The organism is Microbacterium sp. NPDC076911 (assembly GCF_040687125.1).
GTDB lineage: Bacteria > Actinomycetota > Actinomycetes > Actinomycetales > Microbacteriaceae > Microbacterium.
In genome coordinates, this window is the sequence record NZ_JBFBMP010000003.1 from 58,145 (window position 1) to 77,476 (window position 19,332).

The window sequence follows — 19,332 nt, forward strand, 5'->3', positions numbered from 1 at the left end:
GGATATGGCCCGGTCGCGTCCGACTCCCGCTACACAGCGCGGCCCACGGAGTGTTCGCCGAATCCGCGGTCTCGCCGGCAATAGGCTGCTGTGGAACCGGGGAGGGCATGTGAAGAAGCAGATTAACGTCGTGGGCGCTGTCATTGTCAGAGACGACGAAGTACTTTGTGCGCAGCGGGGACCCGCAGGCAGCCTTGCTGGAATGTGGGAATTCCCAGGCGGAAAGATCGAACCCGGGGAGACTGCCCACGACGCGCTGCAACGTGAGATCGTCGAAGAGCTCGAATGCGAGGTCGCCGTCGGCGACGAAGTCACGACGACCCGACACGAGTACGAATTTGGCATCGTCACGCTGACAACGTTCTACTGCAAGTTGGTAGCGGGCACACCGAGATTGACGGAGCACGCGGAAGTACGGTGGCTTGCGCCGGGCGCGCTGCACGCCCTCGACTGGGCGCCGGCCGATATCCCCGCCGTCAAGCGCATTGTGGCTGACCTCTCACATGCCAGTTGACTACCCTTGGGCCGCCGCACTCCGACCGGACATCGAGTACGGCTATCTCAATCGATCGATCGACGCGCCGAAACAGCTGAATCCTCAGGTCGTGCTGAACGATGACTCTGCGACAATGCTCCGAACTATTCGCGAAGAGTTGCGGCACTGCGAGAGTTTCAGCTTCTCCGTAGCTTTCGTGTCTCCTCGCGCCATCGCGTTGCTCAAGCAGGAGCTAGTCGACTATTCGGGCTCGGGAACGATCATTACGTCCAACTATCTCGGGTTCAATTCACCGGCGGCATTCGCTGAGCTGTTGAACCTTCAGACCATCGGCATTAGCACGCGACTCCATCCCTCAAAGGCCTTTCACCCAAAAGGTTATATTTTCGGCCATCGCGACCGCCTGACGGGAATTCTCGGAAGTTCCAATCTCACGGAGAACGCCCTCGTGCGGAACCATGAATGGAACCTCAAGGTCTCGGCTACGCGAGACAGCGATCTTGGAACGCAGTTCGTGCAACTCACCGACTCGCAGTGGCAAGAATCGATACCGCTCTCGGCAGAGTGGATCGAGGATTACTCCCGCACCTACTCGCCGCCATCGGGACCACGAACCACAGCTATGCCGGACCCTGACGGCGCATCGATCGGTGCAGACGCCCCAACGCCCGTCGATGATGCATCACCTCAGACAAAAGCCGTTCCAAGATCCGCCCTTTTGGTGCCCAATGACATGCAGCGGGATGCTCTGATCGCCATCGATGAGATGCGTCGCGATGGAAAGCGAAAGGCCGTCGTCATTTCGGCGACGGGAACAGGTAAGACCATCTTGTCGGCACTCGACGTGCGCGCAGTCAACCCTCGAAGGATGTTGTTCGTCGTGCACCGCGAGCAAATTCTTGATCGCGCCATCCAGGAGTTTCAACACGTTCTCGGGGCGCCAACGTCAGACTTCGGAAAGCTGACCGGGAGCCGCAAGGAGCGCGACCGGCGGTATCTCTTCGCCACGATTCAGACGCTCTCCCAACCCGACGTTCTCGCGTCCTTCACGCGAGACGAGTTCGACTATGTCCTGATCGACGAGGTGCACCGTGCCGGCGCGAAGTCATACGGCCGCGTGTTGGACTACCTATCGCCAGAGTTTCTTCTCGGGATGACCGCTACGCCCGAGCGCCCTGACGCGTTCAATATCTTCGAGCTCTTCGATTTCAACGTTCCGTACGAGATTCGCCTGAACCGTGCCCTTGAGGACGACATGCTCGTGCCCTTCCACTACTACGGCGTCGCGGACGCCACCTATGAAGACGGCAGCACCACCTCGAAGGACACGGATCTCTCGTATCTGAGCTCCCAGGTGCGGGTGGAACACATTCTCAATGCGATCAAGGTCTACGGACAGGCGGGGCTTAAAGCGCGCGGCCTCATCTTCTGCAGCCGCAAGGATGAGGCTCATTCGTTGAGTGCGAAACTGAATACCTCTTCCATTCGCGGGCATCAGTTGCGCACGATTGCTCTGACAGGCGACGACTCCATCGAGCACCGGGAGCGAGTCGTTCACCAGCTTGAAACTGGCGAACTGGACTACGTCCTGACAGTGGACATTTTCAACGAGGGAGTGGACATTCCCTCTGTCAACCAGGTGATCATGCTTCGGCAGACGCAGTCGAGCATTGTCTTCGTTCAGCAGCTGGGACGTGGACTGCGGAAGCATCCTGGCAAGGAATACCTCGTCGTCATCGATTTCATCGGGAACTACACAAACAACTACCTCATCCCAATTGCACTGTTCGGTGACGACTCGTTGAACAAAGAATCGCTGCGCAAGAATCTCATCGCTGCTGAAGAGACCGGCGTCATCGCGGGTCTCTCAAGTGTCCGATTTGACCGCATATCTCAGGAGCGAGTGCTTCGCTCAATCGTCGACACAGACATCAGCAGCAGACAGCGGTTGAAGGCTGCGATCGAGCTACTTCGAAATCGCCTGGGCAAGATGCCGATGCTGCACGACTTCCTCCGGTTTGAGTCAGTCGATCCGGTCATCCTCGCAACAGATGCCGACAACTACCCCACCTTGCTCGAGAAGCTGTTCAAGGTGAGCCCCGCTCTGTCCGATCGCGAGCTTTCCGCACTCACTTTTCTGTCGAAGGAAGCGCTCGCAGCAAAGCGTCCTCACGAGTTGCTCCTCCTGCGGTCTCTACTGGCTGATGGCGCACGGTCGCGCGAGCAAATTCAAAGCTCGTTCCAGGAAGCCGGGGTCTTGTCCTCCGCAAGGCACGTGAGCAGCGCTATCCGCACGTTGACTCTGGAATTTCACAACGAAGCAGAACGCCGCAAGTACAAGCATCCAATCGCAGAGTCCAACGCTGCCGGCAAAGTCGTGCTTGCTGATGCATTCCGCGCCGCCTACTCAGGCTCCCCCAAATTTAGGGAATCGGTCGATGACATCGTCGAGACGGGCCTTGACCTGATTCGAGACCGCTATCAGGCAGACAAGCCGTTCACAGCAGGTCGCCAGTACTCCCGAAAGGATGCTTGTCGGTTGCTGTGCTGGGAGAGCAGCGGTGCTGCCTCCACGATCTACGGCTACAAAGTTGATCAGCAGACCGCAACATGCCCGATTTTCGTTACGTACGACAAGGCCTCCGACGTATCCTCGAGTACTGCGTACGAAGACAAGCTGCTCGACCGTCAAACGATGGAGTGGTTCTCGAAGAGCAAAAGAAACCTCGCAAGCCCAGACGTTGCACCGATCGCCGCGAACAAAGTTCGGACATTCGTGTTTTCAAAGAAGCAAGACGCCGATGGTGCAGGTCACTATTTCCTGGGCGAAGCTACCGCCTCCAACGCAGAAGAAACGCGGATGCTCGACGGCCTATCGGTCGTTCGAATGCACCTTCGTTTTGACGCGCCGATTGACCACGCGGTGTACGACTACTTCCATCCCGCAGTCATGAACTAGCGGAGCACCGGAAAGGCGTCGCCTGCGCGTACACCGACTGCTTCCGCAATGTATTTGCGCAGCTCAGGATCGCAGACATAGATGTATGTGCCGCGTATTCCGCGCGTCAGTAGGACTCCGTAAATGTTGCGGATGAATTCGAGCAAGTCCTCATCGGAGTAGGAAATGCCGCGCTTCTTGTTGTTCTCTTTGCCCTTGGCATCACGGTATGAGGTGCGGTCGATGAACAGGCGACGCGTCGCGGGGTCATAACGCAAGTCGTTGCCGATGATGACGCCAGCGTAGTTGAGGTCGTATCCCTGCACAGTGTGGATGGAGCCGACCTCTTGGATCGAGCCTGCGGAGTTGATCCAGTCTTTCGCTTGGCTGTTCCAGCGCAGCTGCAGCCCCTCGATTTCGATATCAAACGCTTCTTTGTCGCGACTACTCTTCCACTCCCACGCGTATCCAGCGACCAGCCGCGCGAGGCCATGCTCGACGTTTCTGTCGAGAATCTCGCGCCGCATTTCAGAAAGGTCATCGAACACCCGCAGGTCGTACTCACCGAAGTCCGGTCGAGCTACTGCACCGAGCTCGCCTCGGAGCATCGCCCGCACGAACGCCACATAGTCGGTGCCCGCGCGCACGCGCATTTGAGTCACCAAGGGATGGTGCCGATGCGCTGCACGAGCATCGCTAACAAGCCTGCGCATGATCGTTTGGGGAAGGTCCGCTGGCCGCACCGTCTGCTCAGCATCCAACAGATAGATCTGGTGTGTGCTCTGCGCACGAATCCAATCAAGTTGAGTCTTCGATGGATCGTCGACGCCAAACAGTTTCTCGTTGATTGTCACGAAACGCTTGTTGTTCACGCCGGACGATTGGTTCGCTCGCTGGTTCAACCTGTGCGTCTCATCCACAACGAGCACGTCCCACGGCTCATCGGAAGCCCCGACATCGAAAGGCGTGAGGATCTGCGCCTCCGCAAGCTTCGGAGTCTTCTTGAATACGCGCTTGATCGACTCTCGCAGCGATTGTTGCGGCACGACGAATCCAATCCGCAGGCCGCTAAGGAGTTCACGATTCTCAGGCACAAAGAACTCAGCGAACATCGAGTCAGGCTCGACCTCATCGGCATCGTCATGGTCACGTATGTCGGCCAGCATTTTCATCAAATAGATGGCGACGATGGTCTTGCCTGTCCCCGGATTCCCCTCGATCACGCTCGTCGACGGCGCGCCGGTTGCGAGAGCTTCAAGCAGACCCTCCACGATGCCATCCACCGAAATCGCTTGTTCTCGCGTGAGTACTTTGAACGGCGAGAGCTTGAAAAGGTCACTGTTCTCTATTTCGGGGATGCTGCGTTGAAAGACTCCATCGGCGCGTAGCTTCTCGAATATCTCGCGGAATCCCTCACGGTAAACATTGCGCTCGTAGTAGCCGGAGTCGGTGACCCCCGCGAGGACGTTCATCACCGTGTACTGGCCGTCCCCCGCGAGCCACCGGATGAGGTGCGACTCCAGATCTAGGCATGCAGATTTATTGAAGGTCTCATCCATCACGACACGCACCCGACGAAAGCTGTTTCGCTTTTCGTCGTTCGCGAGGTGATTGTGGATGCGCGTTGCTGCCTGGATCGTTTCACCGACATACACGGCTGCTGTGCCCGGTACGGCCGCTCCGTCCAGCACATACACAACGGGCCAGTTCCGACGGCGTTCATCCTGCGCAGCCCATCGATCGACTCCTGGCTTGGTGAAATCAAACCGCTCGATCTCAGAGGGCGTCATACCTTGTGCTCCGCCCCTTCGTGCTTTCGACGGGATACTTTTCTTTGGTAACAGCCAGCTTCTCAAGCACGATGTCGTCTAGGTCAACGCCTAAGCGTTCGGCGAGAATCGTGCAGTAGGTCACCACATCTGCGAGCTCGGCTCGAACATGCTCCGGATCAGCGTCGTCGCTCCATTGGAAGCACTCCAGCAACTCGCCGGCCTCAATAGAAATGCTCTTCGCGAGGTTGGCTGGGGTATGGAACTGAGCCTAGTCTCGCTCTCGCACGAACTCCGTCAAGGCTTCCCGAACGCGCTCACTCGTCACAGTTGCGACCGTATCAGCTTGCGCCTTGCCAATTCAGTGCTCGCACTTGGGCGCGCCGCTTCGACTCCGCAGTTTCAAAATGCGCCGGCACCTGGCGTCAACGGTTGGATTCGCGCGCGCGGCGGCGAGTTAGATGACCGAATCGTGCAACTGATCTTTTAACTCGACCAGAAGAATCGCGTACCGATCCGGATTTGATTCCGGGACTTCGAGGCAGCCGCCTTACCGCTCGCACGCCCATCCATCGCCGTCTCGGTCTAGGCCATAAATATCGGTGCCAACCACCCGAGCAACGCCATCGAAATACGCTGGACCATTTCCGCTGCCCCAGGCGCAGTCGACGTCGCTGGAAACTGGCACGCATGCCTCGGCATAATTCGAATCGCAGTCCGACGCAGCAGGCGCCGCCGGGGCCGCCGGGGCCGCCGGGGCCTCGTAAGTACCGATCACAGTGACCTCCGTGACCGGATCGACGGTCACGACTTCAGCCTTAAGCTCTCGACCAGTTTCGACACCGTCAACCTGCGTAATCACGTAGGTGAGTGCGCGCTCTCCTAGTTGGCCGGCAACAGAGATAGACGATTGACCTCGCGGGAGGGTCGCGTCTTCGACGGACGTCTTCTCGAATGCAATAGCTTCGGTGACGACTTCCTCATGCGTCGTCGTCACAGGGGTTGGACTCGGGGTCGCCGTTGGTGTCGGCGAAGGCGTCCGTTTCGCGGTTGGCGTGGCAGCAGCCGTGCCGGTGTCCGTTCTCTCCGAACCTGCGAACCGAGAAGACCCGGCCGCCGCCGGGCTCTCCGTTTGATTGGCGAGCGCAGCCGCCGACACGCCCCCGGTGATAAGAAAGAGCGCCGCCGCACCGGCGGTAACCCCGAGAGCAGCGCGACGAGATTTGAGACGCAACCAAGTGCGCGACCCCTTGCTCAGTCCAAAGATTCCAGTGATCGTCACCACTAGCGCGATCGGTGCGATGACTGGGGAAAGCAGAAGTATCGGCACAAACATTAAGAGCCCGATCAGCACCCAACCCCAGATGGGCAACCGACGCCGACTCGCGGCGGGCTCAACTGTGAGTAGAGGCTCTTCCCAGACAGATCCGTCCCGGGCTACCCCAGCGGACCAATGTGCGCCGTCCCACCATCTCAACCTGCTGTGGTCGGCCGGATCCGGGAACCACCCGGGCTGCGAGTTCGACATTGATCTCCCCAATAGATTTCTAAGATGAGAACACTCTAATGAGAAGCGTCTCCCTTCACCCATTCCTCTAACGCTCAGCGCGCACGATGATTGGGCATGTCCCAATACCGAGGCCACGCGCAGGCGAGGAACGAGGTTGGTTCACCACGGCAGAATGCCCGAAGCACGCGAGCGAGCCAGCCCGCGGCGCTGCACATGACCTGCGCCACGCGGCCGTACCGGTCGCGATACCGATGTCGAGGCACGGAATGTCAGTGCTCAATCTGAGAGCCGAGAGCGAGAGCCGAGAGCCGAGAGCTCACGAATTATGACCAAAACAGGTCACGTCTCCGAAAAAATCCCTGGTCAAAGTTAAAAAACGACTGTGCCCCTGGAGGGACTCGAACCCCCAACCGTTTCCTTAGGACGGAACTGCTCTTCCATTGAGCTACAGAGGCTGGCGGCATCCAGTCTATCCGCACGTCCCCGGCCGGCCACACGCGACCGGCGAGCGCTACCGGTGCTGATCTACCAGAATCTGGTTGCCATCCGGGTCGACGATCACGAAACTCGCCGGGCCCGAATCGGGGGCATCGATCGTGCTCTCGAACGCAACATCACGCTCGGCGAGCGTCTTCTGCAGCTCACGAATATCGGTGAACGAATCGACCTCGTTGCCCACCGCATCCCACCCCGGATTGAAAGTCAGAATGTTCTTGGGAAACATGCCTTGAAACAGTCCGATCGTCGCGTTGCCGTTGTGCAGCACCAACCAGTTCTGTGACTGATCACCACCGACCTGCTCGAACCCGAGCTTCTCGTAGAACGCTCGTGATGCCGCGATGTCTTGTACGGCCAGGCTGACCGAGAACTTGCCGAGATCCATGTTGTCTCCTCTGTGACACAGCCAGACTGCTAGCCACGGGCGAGCGCGTCAACCTCGACAAATGGCCGGGGCGCGCAAAAAACCGTCCCCCGCGTGGAACACGCAGGGGACGGAAACACTCGGCAGGTCACCAGAGCCAGGTCTTGTCTCCGACGATCTCGCGCCACTTCGGAGCGAGGCTGAAGAGCTGACCGTAGACACCGAAGAACACGATTGCCATGACGGTGATGTCAGTGATGTGGCTGTCCATGATCGGGTTATTGGCCCCGGTCAGCGTCAGCGGGAACTTGGCGAGATACATGAAGAACAGCATCGCGGCACCAGCGATCGTGCCGATGCGAACGCCGATTCCAAGCATCAGCGCGACACCGACGCCGAGCAGGCCAGCCATGAAGATCACATTGACGATCGGGTTGCCTGCGATCGCGGCGAAGACGCTCGCAAGGGGGCTTTCAGTTGCGCCGGACAGGTAACCCAGTGTCGGGTTTCCTCCATTGATCCATGCGCGTTCGGCGGGCGTCGCGAAACCCAGACCGAACATCTTGTCGACAAAGGCCCAGAAGAAGTAGAACCCCATCAGAATGCGAGCGACCGCGATGGCAATCGCGAGGCCAGTGCGGGTTGCGACCGGAGCGTCAGCAGCTCGTGCACCGGGCAGGACGGGGGCGGCAGTGGGGGCGGACATGATGTCGACCTTTCTTTGTTAGGTTGCGTCGGATCCGGTGTGGCTGTCGCCTTCGGATGCCTCAAGTTTCGCGCAAACTGTGAGCAACCTGCGAAAAGTCCGTGCGAATCCTCAATGTGGTCTGACCACATGCCCTGCGATTTGTCGACACCCTACGAACAGGCCGATTTCTCGCTCCAAAATGCGTCTCTACGGTGGCGAACCGAGATCGATTGTGGGGTTTGGTACGCTGCCGCGTTCACCGGAAGTCCCGCGACTGGTGCTTCACACCCACTCGCAGATCTTCGAACCGGTCAGCCAGCAGATTCGTGACGCCCTCGACCGACCGCTCGAGAATTCCCCTCACGATCAGCGCCGGCGAATCACGCACCACCCGGCGATAGCGATTCCACACCCCGGTCGAGCAGATCACATTGACCAGCCCATGCTCGTCTTCGAGGTTCAAAAAGGTGACGCCCGCTGCCGTCGCCGGCCGCTGCCGGTGAGTGACAAGCCCAGCCACCTCAACGCGCCGCCCGGTCTCATGCGAACGCAAGCCCCGCGACGTGATCACACCTCGTGCATCGAGCCCTGAGCGGTAGTGCGTGAGCGGGTGATCATCCGTCGAGATGCCGGTCGCCCACAGATCCGCCGATAGCTGCTCATAACTGGTCTGATCGGCAAACAGCGGCGGTTGCACCGACACCAGCGAATCAGGCAGAAACTGCGCACGATCCTGCGCGGCAGCACCCGCCAGCCAGATCGCCTCACGACGAGTGAGCCCCAAGCACTCGAAGGCTCCGGCAGTGGCGAGCGCCTCGATCTGCGCCTCGGTTACATCGGTGCGCCGCACCAGATCACGCAGATCGACGAAGTCGCCCTCTGCCTCGCGCGACGCGACGATGCGTTGGGCGACCTTCGCACCGATCCCCTTCACCGCGGCAAGTCCCAACCGCACCGCGAAGTTGCCGTCACGGCGATGCGCGACATATTCATCTGGCGCATCGATGTCGAACAGACCCACCGGAGGTTGCAGGCGCTGCGCACACGCATCCAATCCCGTGGGTTCTTGCCCGGCGAGCGCATTCTCGTCCAGCGCTTCGAGCACCGGCTCCACGCCCGACCGAAGCAGATCAGGCCGGCGCACCTCCACGCCGTGGCGACGGGCATCAGCCACGAGCGATGCGGGCGAATAGAAACCCATTGGTTGAGCGCGCAGCAGCCCGGCGAGAAACGCTCCCGGGTAGTGCAACTTGATCCACGACGACGCGTACACGAGCAGCGCGAACGACAGCGAGTGCGACTCGGCGAACCCGAAGTTCGCGAACGCCTGAATCTTGGCGTAGATCGCGTCGGCTGCCTCGCCGACCAAACCGTGGCCCGCCATGCCCTCATACAGCTTGATCTTCAGCGAGTCGATGCGCTCCACCCCGCGCTTGGAGCCCATGGCGCGGCGCAAGAGATCAGCATCCTCACCCGTCAGCCCACCAATCGCCATGCCCATCTGCATGAGCTGCTCTTGAAACACCGGAATGCCCAGGGTGCGCTCGAGCACCGGCTTGAGCTTCGGGTGCGCATAGGTCACCTCTTCAAGACCCAACTTGCGCTTCACAAACGGATGCACCGCCCCACCCTGAATGGGCCCGGGGCGAATCAGCGCGATCTCGATCACCAGGTCGTAGAAGCGACGCGGCTGCAGCCGGGGCAGCAACCCCATCTGCGCGCGCGATTCGACTTGAAACACCCCGATCGAATCAGCACGGCAGAGCATGTCATAGACCGCGGCTTCTTCTTTCGGCAGGGTCGATAGCTCCCACCGCTCCCCCGTCGCGGCATGAATCATGTCGAAGCAGTACTGCAGCGCAGCGAGCATTCCGAGCCCCAGCAGGTCGAACTTCACCAGGCCCATCCAGGCGGCATCGTCTTTGTCCCACTGAATGACCGTGCGGTTGTCCATGCGGGCGTGCTCAATCGGCACCACCTCGCCCACAGGACGATCGGTGAGCACCATGCCACCCGAGTGGATACCGAGGTGTCGCGGTGCCTTCAGTAGCTCACTCGCGAACTCGATCACCTGCGCGGGGATGTTGTGCGAGGGCGATGGTTCAAGCGAAGCCCCCCATCCTTCGATCTGCTTCGACCAGGCGTCTTGCTGGCCCGGCGAATGGCCGAGCGCTTTCGCCATATCGCGCACCGCGTTCTTGGGCCGGTACTGGATCACGTTCGACACCTGCGCCGCGCGTTCGCGTCCATAGGTTTGGTACACCCACTGGATGATCTCTTCGCGGCGATCTGAGTCGAAGTCAACATCGATGTCGGGCTCTTCTTCACGCAGCGATGACAGAAACCGCTCGAACGGCAACTCGTAGGCGATTGCATCAACGGCAGTGATATCGAGCAGATAGCAGATGGCACTGTTGGCGGCAGAGCCACGGCCTTGGCAGAGGATGCCGCGCCGCCTGGCCTCTTGCACGATGCCGTGCACGATCAAGAAGTAGCCTGGAAAGTCCTTCATCTCGATCACGCCGAGCTCTTTGTCGATGCGGGCCCGGTTGTCTTCGGTGAGGTCGGGATATTTGCGCGGCACCGCCTCCCATACCAGGTGTCGCAACCAGCTCATCGGCGTGTGCCCGGCGGGCACATCGAGTTTCGGCAGCGCAGGTTTGGCGCGCCGAAGCGGAAACGCCAGCTCATCGGCGAGCGAAACAGTGCGCACCACGGCATCAGGATGCCGCACAAACCGCTCGGCCATTTCGGCACCAGAGCGCAGATGCGCGCTCGCGTGCGCGGGCAACCAGCCATCGAGTTCGTCGAGCCCTCGATTGGCGCGCACCGCGGCCACCGCAGCCGCGAGCAGCTGCCGCTCGGGAACGGCGTAGTGCACGTTGTTGGTGGCCACCGTGGCCAGACCGCGCGCTCTCGCGAGCGACACCAGCATGTCGTTGTGACGGCTGTCGAGTGGGCTGCCGTGGTCGATGAGTTCGACATAGACTCCGTCAGGCCCGAACAACGCCACCAGCTCGTCGAGCTCGCGTGCCGCGGCATCAACCCCCTCATCGGCGAGCGCGCGCCGCACCGCACCCTTGCGGCAACCGGTGAGCACTGCCCAATGATCACGCCCCTGCGACGATAACTCGTCGAGGTTATAGAGCGGCCTGCCCTTCTCTTCGCCCTGCAGCTGCCCGTGCGTGATGGCCTTGGCCAGCCGGTGATACCCCTCTTCGCCTCGGGCCAGCACCAGCAGGTGCGAGCCCACCGGGTCAGCTTCGCCCTTCTGCGGCGCGGGAAGCCCCAGCGACAGCTCGGCGCCGAACACGGTATTCAGCTGCAGTGATTCGGCGGCCTCGGCGAACCGCACAATGCCATAGAAACCGTCGTGGTCGGTGATCGCCAGTGCGTGCAGCCCGAGCCGCTCTGCCTCTTCGGCAAGGTCTTCGGGTGACGATGCCCCGTCGAGAAACGAGAACGACGAATGTGCGTGCAACTCGGCATAGGGCACCGTGTCTTCTGGGCGCTCAATCGTCGGCGGCACGTAGGGGCCGCGCTTGCGCGACCACGCCGGGCTGTCTCCGCCATCGGCGCCCGCGGGTGCGCCCCCTGGCCGCTGCCGATCGCTGAGCAGCCGCTCCATCTCTGACCACGAAACCGCGGGGTTGTTGAAGCCCATCAGCGCCACCGCCGCATCGCGCACTTACTCAGAGCGCACCGCCGCATCGCGCACTCAGCCAGAGCTCGCCGCCCACCCGAGACGTCAGTCATAGCGCGCCTCGGCCGTCCACGAACCGCGGTCGCATACGAGCAGCCAGCCGGTGCCGTCAGCATCCACCACTTGAAAGCGGTGCGCGCGGCGGGTGCGCGCGGCATCCCACCCTCGCTCCACCACCGGCCACGGCCCCGCCCACTCGGCGATCGCACGCTTGCGCCGGCCCTCGATGAGCAGCCCGGGCACCGCCGACATGGTGCCGCGCTCATCAACCTCGACGAGGTAGCCACCGAGTGAGGTCACCTCGACCGCGTGCGACTCGGGGAACACCGTCGCCGGCAGCGGATCAGGCAGGCTGCCCGGCCACGGCCTGGCGCGTTCTTTAGTCACCACTGTGCGATCACCCCAGGGCACCAGCACCTGGCGTTCTGCTAACCAGCGCCCGCCGCCCACCGCGGGAATCAGCACCCCACGGTGCCCCAGCATCGCCTGCACGCGAGAGAGCGCATGGTGCACGCGTTCTTCTGGTCCGGTGCCGAAAATAGCGGGGCGATGGTGCGAGGCAGCATCCACTGCTTCAGGAGAGATGCGCACCAGCGCCACCCCACTGCGCAGCCGTCCCTCGTCTTCGCCTAACTGCCAGCGCACCCGGTCAACGACCGCGGCCGCGTCAAACGATGCCGGGTGCAACCACACCCGTTCGCTGCGCTCACCCCGGTCTCCCAGAAGCTCCACCCGCAGCTCGGTGCACACCAGATCTGCCGCACCGATGCCCCCGATGAACTCTTCGGCAGTGATGCGCATGCCGAACGCCACCTGCTCAGCGATCTCAAGCGGCGGCTCGAACGCCACTTCACGGTGCAGCTCGGGCGGAGGCGTGCGGGGTTCGATCGCGCGTGAGTCGCTGCCCCCGGCGAGCGCGTGCAGCCGAAGACCCCGGTCGCCGAACCGCTCGCGCACCCGGTCTTCACTCATCGCCGCGAACTGCCCCAGGGTGTGCACGCCCAGCCGTGCCAGCAACCCGACCAGATCGGTGCCCGTTGCCGTCGCGCCCCGCGTGGCGCGCGGCGCCGCACTCAGCTCTGACATACCGCCGAGCACCCGCACTGGCAATGGTGCCAAGAACTGCGCGGACTCGCCCGTCAACACGATGCAGGTGGAATCCGCCGGCCGCGTGAGCCGTGCCGCCTGCTCGGCAGTGAACGGACCATCGGCGATGCCGGCGCGCACTCCCTCAAGGCCGCGCTCTCGCAACGCTTCTTGCAGCACCTTCGCCGCCTCTGCCTCGCCGCCGTAATATCGCGCGGGCCCCCGCACGCGCAGCGCGCACATTCCGGGGCGAATGATCTGCACCCCTGGCGCTTGCTCTTCGATGCTCGACACCACCGGCGAGAATGCTCGCTGATCACGCGCCGCATCGCTGGCAACCACGACAAGCCGCGGGCATCGGGCCTGCGCATCGCGGCGACGTTGGCCACGTTTTACGCCGTCGGCACGCGCTGCTGCGGAGCACGCGACCACGAGGTTGTTCTCAACGACCGCGATCGGGCGTTCAAGGTTCATCGGGTCTGGCCCATCGAGAGAAAGAGCCGTCACCGGCCAATCCGGAAACCACAGCACCAGGGTTCGCACCGCGGCCACCTCAGCCCACCGCCCGAATCGGTGCGGGAGCCATGTCGCGCGCTCTGTCATGCCACGACGAGACGGTCGCGGTTTCGGGTGCCGACACGATCGTGCCGTCAAGGTTCGGCAACATCATTGTGCGCCGCCGAGGCACTGGCCACCGTTTGCTCGATGAGGTGACCGTCAGCGTGCGCGTTGCGAGGTAGCCGTGGCCTTTACCCAGGCCTTCCCACCGCGCATCGCTCACCGCGAGCGTCGCCTCTGCCTGCGGCCAGGGGCCCTGCACGAGCATGACTCCCCCGCGGTCGCGCAGTCTCGCGCTCAACCGCGAGATCTCGGCGTTGCCCGCCCGCGAGAGCGGACGCACCGCCACCACGGGCAACACCTCAGCCAGCGTCGCCGCGACAGCAATCCACCGTTTGCCGGGCTCAGGCACCAGCACCAGCCGCTCCAGCTCTACTCCCAGCCGCTCTGCCGCCTCGATGCCGACCTCAGGCATGCCGATGACCCCGCACCACGAACCGTCTTGAGACGGCCGCGCGAGCAGCCCGAACAGCAGCGACGTGGCCCCGCTCAGCGAATAGACGCCGCCGGGCATCAGCCCGCCACCGGGAAGCAGCTCTGACAGCACCGGATGCACGGGCAACACCGGCGCATCCAGTTTTCTACCCTGCACACGCTCAAGTTGGGCGCGCAGAGACGCAAGATCTGCCTTCTCTGCACGTTCGCGCATGATCGCCGCCATTCAGTGATGATAGAACAGATGTTCTAATCTATCTACGTTCACGACAACGCTAAAACCACCCTCCGACATCAAAAGCCGAAGAATAAGAAGCTATGTTCTAGATTACGCTGATCCCGCGAGCATGTCGGCAGTGGTCGCGATGCGCGCAAACCCGCCACCCTGCAGGGTTACCGCGGTCGACGCCATCAGCTCGGCCGCCGTGCGGGTGACAACGCCCAGCCCAGGAATGTTCTCGCTGAGGTCGAAGGTGCGCGTCGCATCCAACACCACCGTGACTTCATAGCCGAGATTGCCTGCCATACGCGCGGTGGTCTCCACACACATGTTCGTCTGGATGCCACACACCACCAGCTCGCTGATGCCGCGCGCACTCAACCACTCGTGAAGATCGGGGTCACCATAAAACGCCGAGTTGACGTTCTTCGTGACAAAGAGCGCAGGCTCGACAGCGGCCACACCCGACACCAGAGCATTACCAGGCGATTCAGGATGCAGCGGCGATCCTGCCGCGCGAGAATCATGGCGCACGACCACGATCTCTTCACTCGAGGCCTGCCAGGCCTTCACCAGTGCTTCGACGTTCGCCTCGCACTCGGGGTTCGTTGTCTTGCCCCAGAACGACAGGTCATCAAAAGCGCGTTGCATGTCAATCACGATGAGTGCTCGGGTCATGTATCCATCATGACCACGCGACACAGACGCCGCACGCGTTCGCGCCTAAAATGGCAGGAAGATGCCTGATGCCCGCACTTCTGAACCGCCGTTTTCAGGCAACGCCGTGGAATATCTGTCTGCCGACCTTGTCGCGCGCCGATTCAATCCCCTGGTGCGCGCTGCGCGCTACGTCGCTGCGTTCGCACTCTCTGCCTTCGGCTTTGGCGGCGAAAGCGCGCTCCCCGGCTTCGAACTTGTTGTCATCAGGCTCGAAACAGGGGCTGAAGTGCTGCGCATTCCGGTGGGACAGTTCGAAGAGGCCACTCACGTGCTCGCCAATGTGCGTGATGACCTCTCGCGCCTGACGGTAGAGCAGTTCGTGCGCGAATGGCGTCACATCGACGCGTGAGTGGCGACTAGGCCGCAAGCTCCAGGTAGGGCTCCCAGCTGGGATCGGTGCGGTCAGTGCCGCGCACCGTCCACTGCGTGCCGCGCGGCGGGCGAGGAATGATGCGCAACGACCAATTCATCTCTTGCGGTGTGCGATCGCCCTTGACGTTGTTGCAGCGCAGGCAACACGCGACCAGGTTCTCCCAGGTGTCTGCTCCCCCGCGTGAGCGCGGCAGCACGTGGTCGATGGTCGAGGCCGACTTGCTGCAGTATGCACAGCGCTGACTGTCGCGGCGCAGTACGCCGCGTCTGGTCACCGGGATATTTCGTGCCCCGGGTACGCGCACATATCTGGTCAAAATGATCACCGCGGGGCGGTCATACGCCTGCTGTGTTCCCTTGATCGGATTGTCATCGACGTGCTCGATAACGGCGGCCTTCTCGTTCATTACGAGCACAATGGCCCGTTTGAACGACACAACAGCAAGGGGCTCATAGCCCGCATTCAGCACCAGAGTGCGCATTCATCATCCTCTCGAACGGCCGAGACGGCTTCTCGGCTCTTTCGACATGCAGACGTTCTTCTCATGCGCAGGGGTACAAAAAAGGCGCTGTCTTATAGACAGCGCCAGTGATCCACGGTCAACCCGTGGCAGTCGATCGTACGATGCCGAAGAACAAGACGGCCGAGCGCATCCATGGTTCGGATGCGTGGTGTCGTGCTCATCGGCTTCCCTCCGCGTGTATTGAGCGTCGGGTTCAGGGTAACCCACGTGTGCGAACAGCAGGCGAATGCGACCCTAAGGAATGCGAAAGGCGTGTCGCAGCAAATGCTGTGACACGCCTTTCGTGAAAAGAACTAGCTGGCGTTTGCCTGCAGCCACGCCCACGGGTCGACAACCGAACCACCGATGTGCACCTCGAAGTGCAGGTGGTTTGCGGTCGAGCTTCCGGTGCTTCCCACCAGTCCGATGAGCTGACCGGCAGAGACAGTCTGACCTGACGACACCTGACGACTGCCGTACGTCATGTGACCGTAAAGGGTCGACACGGTCTGGCCGTTGATGACGTGGTCGATGGTGACGGCAACGCCGTAGCCACCGTAGCTTTCTTGCGAGACGCGCACGACGCCGTCTGCGGCGGCATAGAGCGGCTCACCCGCATCAGCCAGCAGGTCAACGCCCTGGTGGTAACCGGAGTCCCACAGGCCGCGGCCGAGGGTGAAGTTAACAATGGGCCAGCGCACTTCGCCGCTACCGGGTGAAACCATCGTGACGTCGACGGCAGGTTCCTCAGTCGTGACGCTGGTGGTTGTTGCAACAACGCGGGCTCGGGCGGCTGCAGCGGCCTCAGCAGCAGCCTTGGCTGCGGCGGCTTCTTCTTCCGCTTTCTTCTCGGCGATCTCTTCTTCTGTGGTCGCGGAGTAGCTGTCGCGAGCCAGATCGTCGCCAGAGACGTCGGAGGCGACCACGAGCGACTGTGCGTCTTCGACGGCCATCTGCTGCACAGTGACGGCCTCTGCGTCAGGGCGCACCGCGGCAAAGGCGGGCAGCGCGACCGTCGCGACGAGGCCACCAACCATCGTCAACACAACAAGACTGCGAAGCGGTTTTGCGATTCGTCCGCCAGCGGTCGCGGCGGGACGGGTGCGTGGCTTAGCGGGGACTACTGCCTGCGAGCGGACCGTCATGCTGCGACGGGAGCGCGTGCGTCGCGGGGTCAGCGAAGCATCCTGCTCTTGCTCGCCCGCGGGCGATTCGTTCTGGTCAGCCAAATTATCCTCCGGCGCCTCTACGCCGGAGCGCTGACTCGTCGGCAATCCGTGTCGGGGCACGATCTGCGGTTGCACCGTACGAACGACGAGCCAGGGAGGCAATTCGTGCGGGGTCCTATGGCGGGCTTCTCACCTGGTGGACTCTACGAGGCTACCCGAAGGTAACGAATATGTCACGCTCAGCTGACGCTCTCGCCCTGCCTTCTCAGAAACCGGACTATTCAGCGACCAAGAAGACGTGCGAGGCAAGCTCAATTGGCAGCTCGAGACCCTCGGTGTTGCCGTCCATCTCGACCAGCACATAGCCCTCGTTGTAGCGGAAGCTGCCGTGCGCGCCGGGCATCACGCCGGCCGATTTGAGCTGCTGCAGAAGCTCGGGGTCGACCTGTGCTGGTTCGGCGAGACGGCGGACGGTACCGGTGATCGGACCGCCAACGGCGTTCATTTGGCGCACCAAGCCCACAACTCCCTGCTCAAAGGTGGCCGAAGGCACATCGCCGAGCTGGTCAAGGCCGGGAATCGGGTTGCCGTAGGGCGACTCGGTCGGGTGCCCGAGCAGTTCGACGAGACGACGCTCAACCTGCTCGCTCATCACGTGCTCCCAGCGGCAGGCCTCGTCGTGCACATAGGCCCAGTCCAAGCCGATGACGTCAGAGAGCAGCCGCTCAGCCAGACGGTGCTTGCGCATCACATCGACGGCCTTTTGCCGGCCAGCATCGGTGAGCTGCAGGCTGCGGTCATCTGAGACAACGACGAGCCCATCACGTTCCATGCGACCCACGGTCTGCGAAACGGTGGGACCTGAGTGCCCGAGGCGTTCTGAGATGCGCGCGCGAAGCGGGATGATGTTCTCTTCTTCAAGCTCGAGAATCGTGCGCAAGTACATCTCGGTGGTGTCGATGAGATCTGTCATGTTGCGGGGTCCTCGCCTGTCGAAAGGGGCACAGCAAGACTATCGAATCCCACAGACACGGGATTGCCGCCGGGCCCACACGTCACACTCGCGACACGGACAGCAACAGCACTCCCCCTCTTGCCTAGACTTAGCCCATGCCCCAGGTTGAGTTGCCCCGTGAACTGCTGCCCACCGATGGACGTTTCGGCTGCGGCCCTTCGAAAGTGCGCGCCGCGCAGCTCGAAGCGCTTGCGACCCGCGGCGCGACGCTGTTCGGCACTTCGCACCGCCAGGCCCCCATCAAGAATCTCGTCGGCTCGACCCGCGAGGGGCTTGCTGAGCTGTTTCGGATTCCTGAGGGATACGAGATTATCCTCGGCAACGGTGGTTCAACCGCGTTTTGGGATGCTGCCGCCTTCGGCCTGATCAACACTCGCGCACAGAACCTCGTTTCGGGCGAGTTCGGTGGAAAGTTCGCCGCAGCCGCCGGCGCCCCGTGGCTCGAAGCTCCCGATGTGCGCAAGGCCGAGCCTGGCAGCCGCGCATCGGCTGAAGTCGTCGCTGGTGTTGACGTCTACGCATGGCCGCACAACGAAACCTCGACCGGAGTCGCTTCTCCGGTCACTCGTGTGAACGGTGATGCGGGCGCGCTGACCGTGATCGACGCGACGAGCGCCGCGGGCGGCATCGACTTCGACGTCACCCAGGCCGACGTCTACTACTTCGCCCCGCAGAAGAACCTCGGCTCAGACGGTGGACTCTGGTACGCCGCCGTGTCGCCCGCTGCCATTGAGCGGATCGAGCAGATCGCTGCATCCGGTCGCTACATTCCTGAGTTCCTCAGCCTCAAAAACGCGGTCGACAACTCGCGTCTCAACCAGACGCTGAACACCCCGGCCGTGTCAACGCTGTTCCTGCTTGACGAGCAAGTGCGCTGGATTCTCGACAACGGCGGCCTCAGCTGGGCGGCTTCGCGCACGGCAGAGTCGTCGCAGGCGCTGTACACCTGGGCTGAGCAGTCGAATGTGGCAACGCCCTTCGTCGCGAACCCGGCCGATCGCTCTCCCGTCGTGGTCACGATCGATTTCGATGAATCGGTGGATGCTGCGGCTATCGCAAAGACGCTGCGCGCAAACGGCATCGTCGACACCGAGCCCTACCGAAAGCTCGGACGCAATCAGCTGCGCGTGGCCACCTTCGTGTCGATCGAGCCCGAAGACGTGCGCAAACTGATCAGCAGCATCGACTACATCATCGAGCGCTTCTAAGCAGCGCGAGCGGCAGTCGC

At 62.0% G+C, this 19,332-nt stretch carries 16 protein-coding genes, 1 tRNA gene and 1 pseudogene; 4 read left to right on the forward strand and 14 right to left on the reverse strand.

Annotation, left to right across the window (positions count from 1 at the left end; all coding sequences use genetic code 11):
* The first annotated feature begins 109 nt into the window (after window positions 1-109).
* Window positions 110-514 (forward strand): (deoxy)nucleoside triphosphate pyrophosphohydrolase, encoded by a 405-nt coding sequence (locus tag AB0O81_RS05045; protein ID WP_363581912.1) that lies wholly within the window; start codon window positions 110-112, stop codon window positions 512-514.
* Window positions 504-3,455 (forward strand): DEAD/DEAH box helicase, encoded by a 2,952-nt coding sequence (locus AB0O81_RS05050; RefSeq protein WP_363581914.1) that lies wholly within the window; start codon window positions 504-506, stop codon window positions 3,453-3,455. Before AB0O81_RS05045 ends, AB0O81_RS05050 begins: the two co-directional genes overlap by 11 nt.
* Here the strand turns inward: AB0O81_RS05050 and AB0O81_RS05055 are convergent.
* The 11 genes and pseudogenes from AB0O81_RS05055 to AB0O81_RS05105 form a co-directional block, all read right to left on the reverse strand.
* Window positions 3,452-5,224, reverse strand: a complete 1,773-nt coding sequence (locus tag AB0O81_RS05055) for a DNA/RNA helicase domain-containing protein (RefSeq protein ID WP_363581916.1) — start codon at window positions 5,222-5,224, stop codon at window positions 3,452-3,454. The two genes, AB0O81_RS05050 and AB0O81_RS05055, sit on opposite strands and share 4 nt — an antisense overlap.
* Window positions 5,211-5,438: a MazG-like family protein gene (locus AB0O81_RS05060; RefSeq protein WP_363582612.1), complete on the reverse strand. Its 228-nt coding sequence runs from the start codon at window positions 5,436-5,438 to the stop codon at window positions 5,211-5,213. The genes AB0O81_RS05055 and AB0O81_RS05060 overlap by 14 nt, the downstream gene beginning before the upstream one ends.
* Window positions 5,439-5,753: 315 nt before the next feature.
* A complete protein-coding gene (locus AB0O81_RS05065) occupies window positions 5,754-6,200 on the reverse strand; it encodes a G5 domain-containing protein (protein ID WP_363582614.1) in 447 nt (148 codons plus the stop codon).
* Between the two features lie 441 nt (window positions 6,201-6,641).
* Window positions 6,642-6,794 (reverse strand): annotated as a pseudogene (locus AB0O81_RS05070) (DUF2510 domain-containing protein); the annotation flags it as partial.
* Window positions 6,795-7,096: 302 nt separating this feature from the next.
* Window positions 7,097-7,168 (reverse strand) — tRNA-Arg (locus AB0O81_RS05075).
* A gap of 56 nt (window positions 7,169-7,224) precedes the next feature.
* Window positions 7,225-7,596 (reverse strand): VOC family protein, encoded by a 372-nt coding sequence (locus AB0O81_RS05080; protein WP_363581918.1) that lies wholly within the window; start codon window positions 7,594-7,596, stop codon window positions 7,225-7,227.
* A gap of 127 nt (window positions 7,597-7,723) precedes the next feature.
* Window positions 7,724-8,281 (reverse strand): hypothetical protein, encoded by a 558-nt coding sequence (locus AB0O81_RS05085; RefSeq protein ID WP_363581920.1) that lies wholly within the window; start codon window positions 8,279-8,281, stop codon window positions 7,724-7,726.
* A 238-nt stretch (window positions 8,282-8,519) separates the two neighbouring features.
* Window positions 8,520-11,927 (reverse strand): error-prone DNA polymerase, encoded by a 3,408-nt coding sequence (locus tag AB0O81_RS05090; RefSeq protein WP_363582616.1) that lies wholly within the window; start codon window positions 11,925-11,927, stop codon window positions 8,520-8,522.
* An 84-nt stretch (window positions 11,928-12,011) separates the two neighbouring features.
* Window positions 12,012-13,655: a DNA polymerase Y family protein gene (locus AB0O81_RS05095; RefSeq protein WP_363581921.1), complete on the reverse strand. Its 1,644-nt coding sequence runs from the start codon at window positions 13,653-13,655 to the stop codon at window positions 12,012-12,014.
* The gene (locus tag AB0O81_RS05100) at window positions 13,606-14,331 is read right to left on the reverse strand and encodes a hypothetical protein (protein WP_363581923.1); all 726 of its coding nucleotides are present in this window, start codon (window positions 14,329-14,331) and stop codon (window positions 13,606-13,608) included. Before AB0O81_RS05100 ends, AB0O81_RS05095 begins: the two co-directional genes overlap by 50 nt.
* Before the next feature lie 102 nt (window positions 14,332-14,433).
* Window positions 14,434-15,003, reverse strand: coding sequence for a cysteine hydrolase family protein (locus tag AB0O81_RS05105; protein WP_363581925.1), 570 nt, complete (start codon window positions 15,001-15,003; stop codon window positions 14,434-14,436).
* A 61-nt stretch (window positions 15,004-15,064) separates the two neighbouring features.
* On the opposite strand from AB0O81_RS05105, the gene AB0O81_RS05110 reads away from it, so the two are divergent.
* On the forward strand, window positions 15,065-15,394 hold the full coding sequence (locus AB0O81_RS05110; RefSeq protein WP_363581927.1) for a hypothetical protein: 330 nt from the start codon (window positions 15,065-15,067) through the stop codon (window positions 15,392-15,394).
* 7 nt (window positions 15,395-15,401) lie between these two features.
* On the opposite strand, the gene AB0O81_RS05115 is transcribed toward AB0O81_RS05110, so the two are convergent.
* From AB0O81_RS05115 to AB0O81_RS05125, 3 genes are all read right to left on the reverse strand, one after another.
* Window positions 15,402-15,899 (reverse strand): HNH endonuclease, encoded by a 498-nt coding sequence (locus AB0O81_RS05115; protein WP_337337540.1) that lies wholly within the window; start codon window positions 15,897-15,899, stop codon window positions 15,402-15,404.
* 335 nt (window positions 15,900-16,234) lie between these two features.
* Window positions 16,235-17,149: a M23 family metallopeptidase gene (locus AB0O81_RS05120; protein ID WP_363581930.1), complete on the reverse strand. Its 915-nt coding sequence runs from the start codon at window positions 17,147-17,149 to the stop codon at window positions 16,235-16,237.
* Window positions 17,150-17,366: 217 nt separating this feature from the next.
* Entirely contained in the window at window positions 17,367-18,062 is a 696-nt protein-coding gene (locus AB0O81_RS05125; protein ID WP_363581932.1) for an iron dependent repressor, metal binding and dimerization domain protein, read from the reverse strand.
* A 137-nt stretch (window positions 18,063-18,199) separates the two neighbouring features.
* On the opposite strand from AB0O81_RS05125, the gene serC reads away from it, so the two are divergent.
* The gene (serC, locus tag AB0O81_RS05130) at window positions 18,200-19,312 is read left to right on the forward strand and encodes a phosphoserine transaminase (RefSeq protein WP_363581934.1); all 1,113 of its coding nucleotides are present in this window, start codon (window positions 18,200-18,202) and stop codon (window positions 19,310-19,312) included.
* Window positions 19,313-19,332 lie beyond the last annotated feature (20 nt).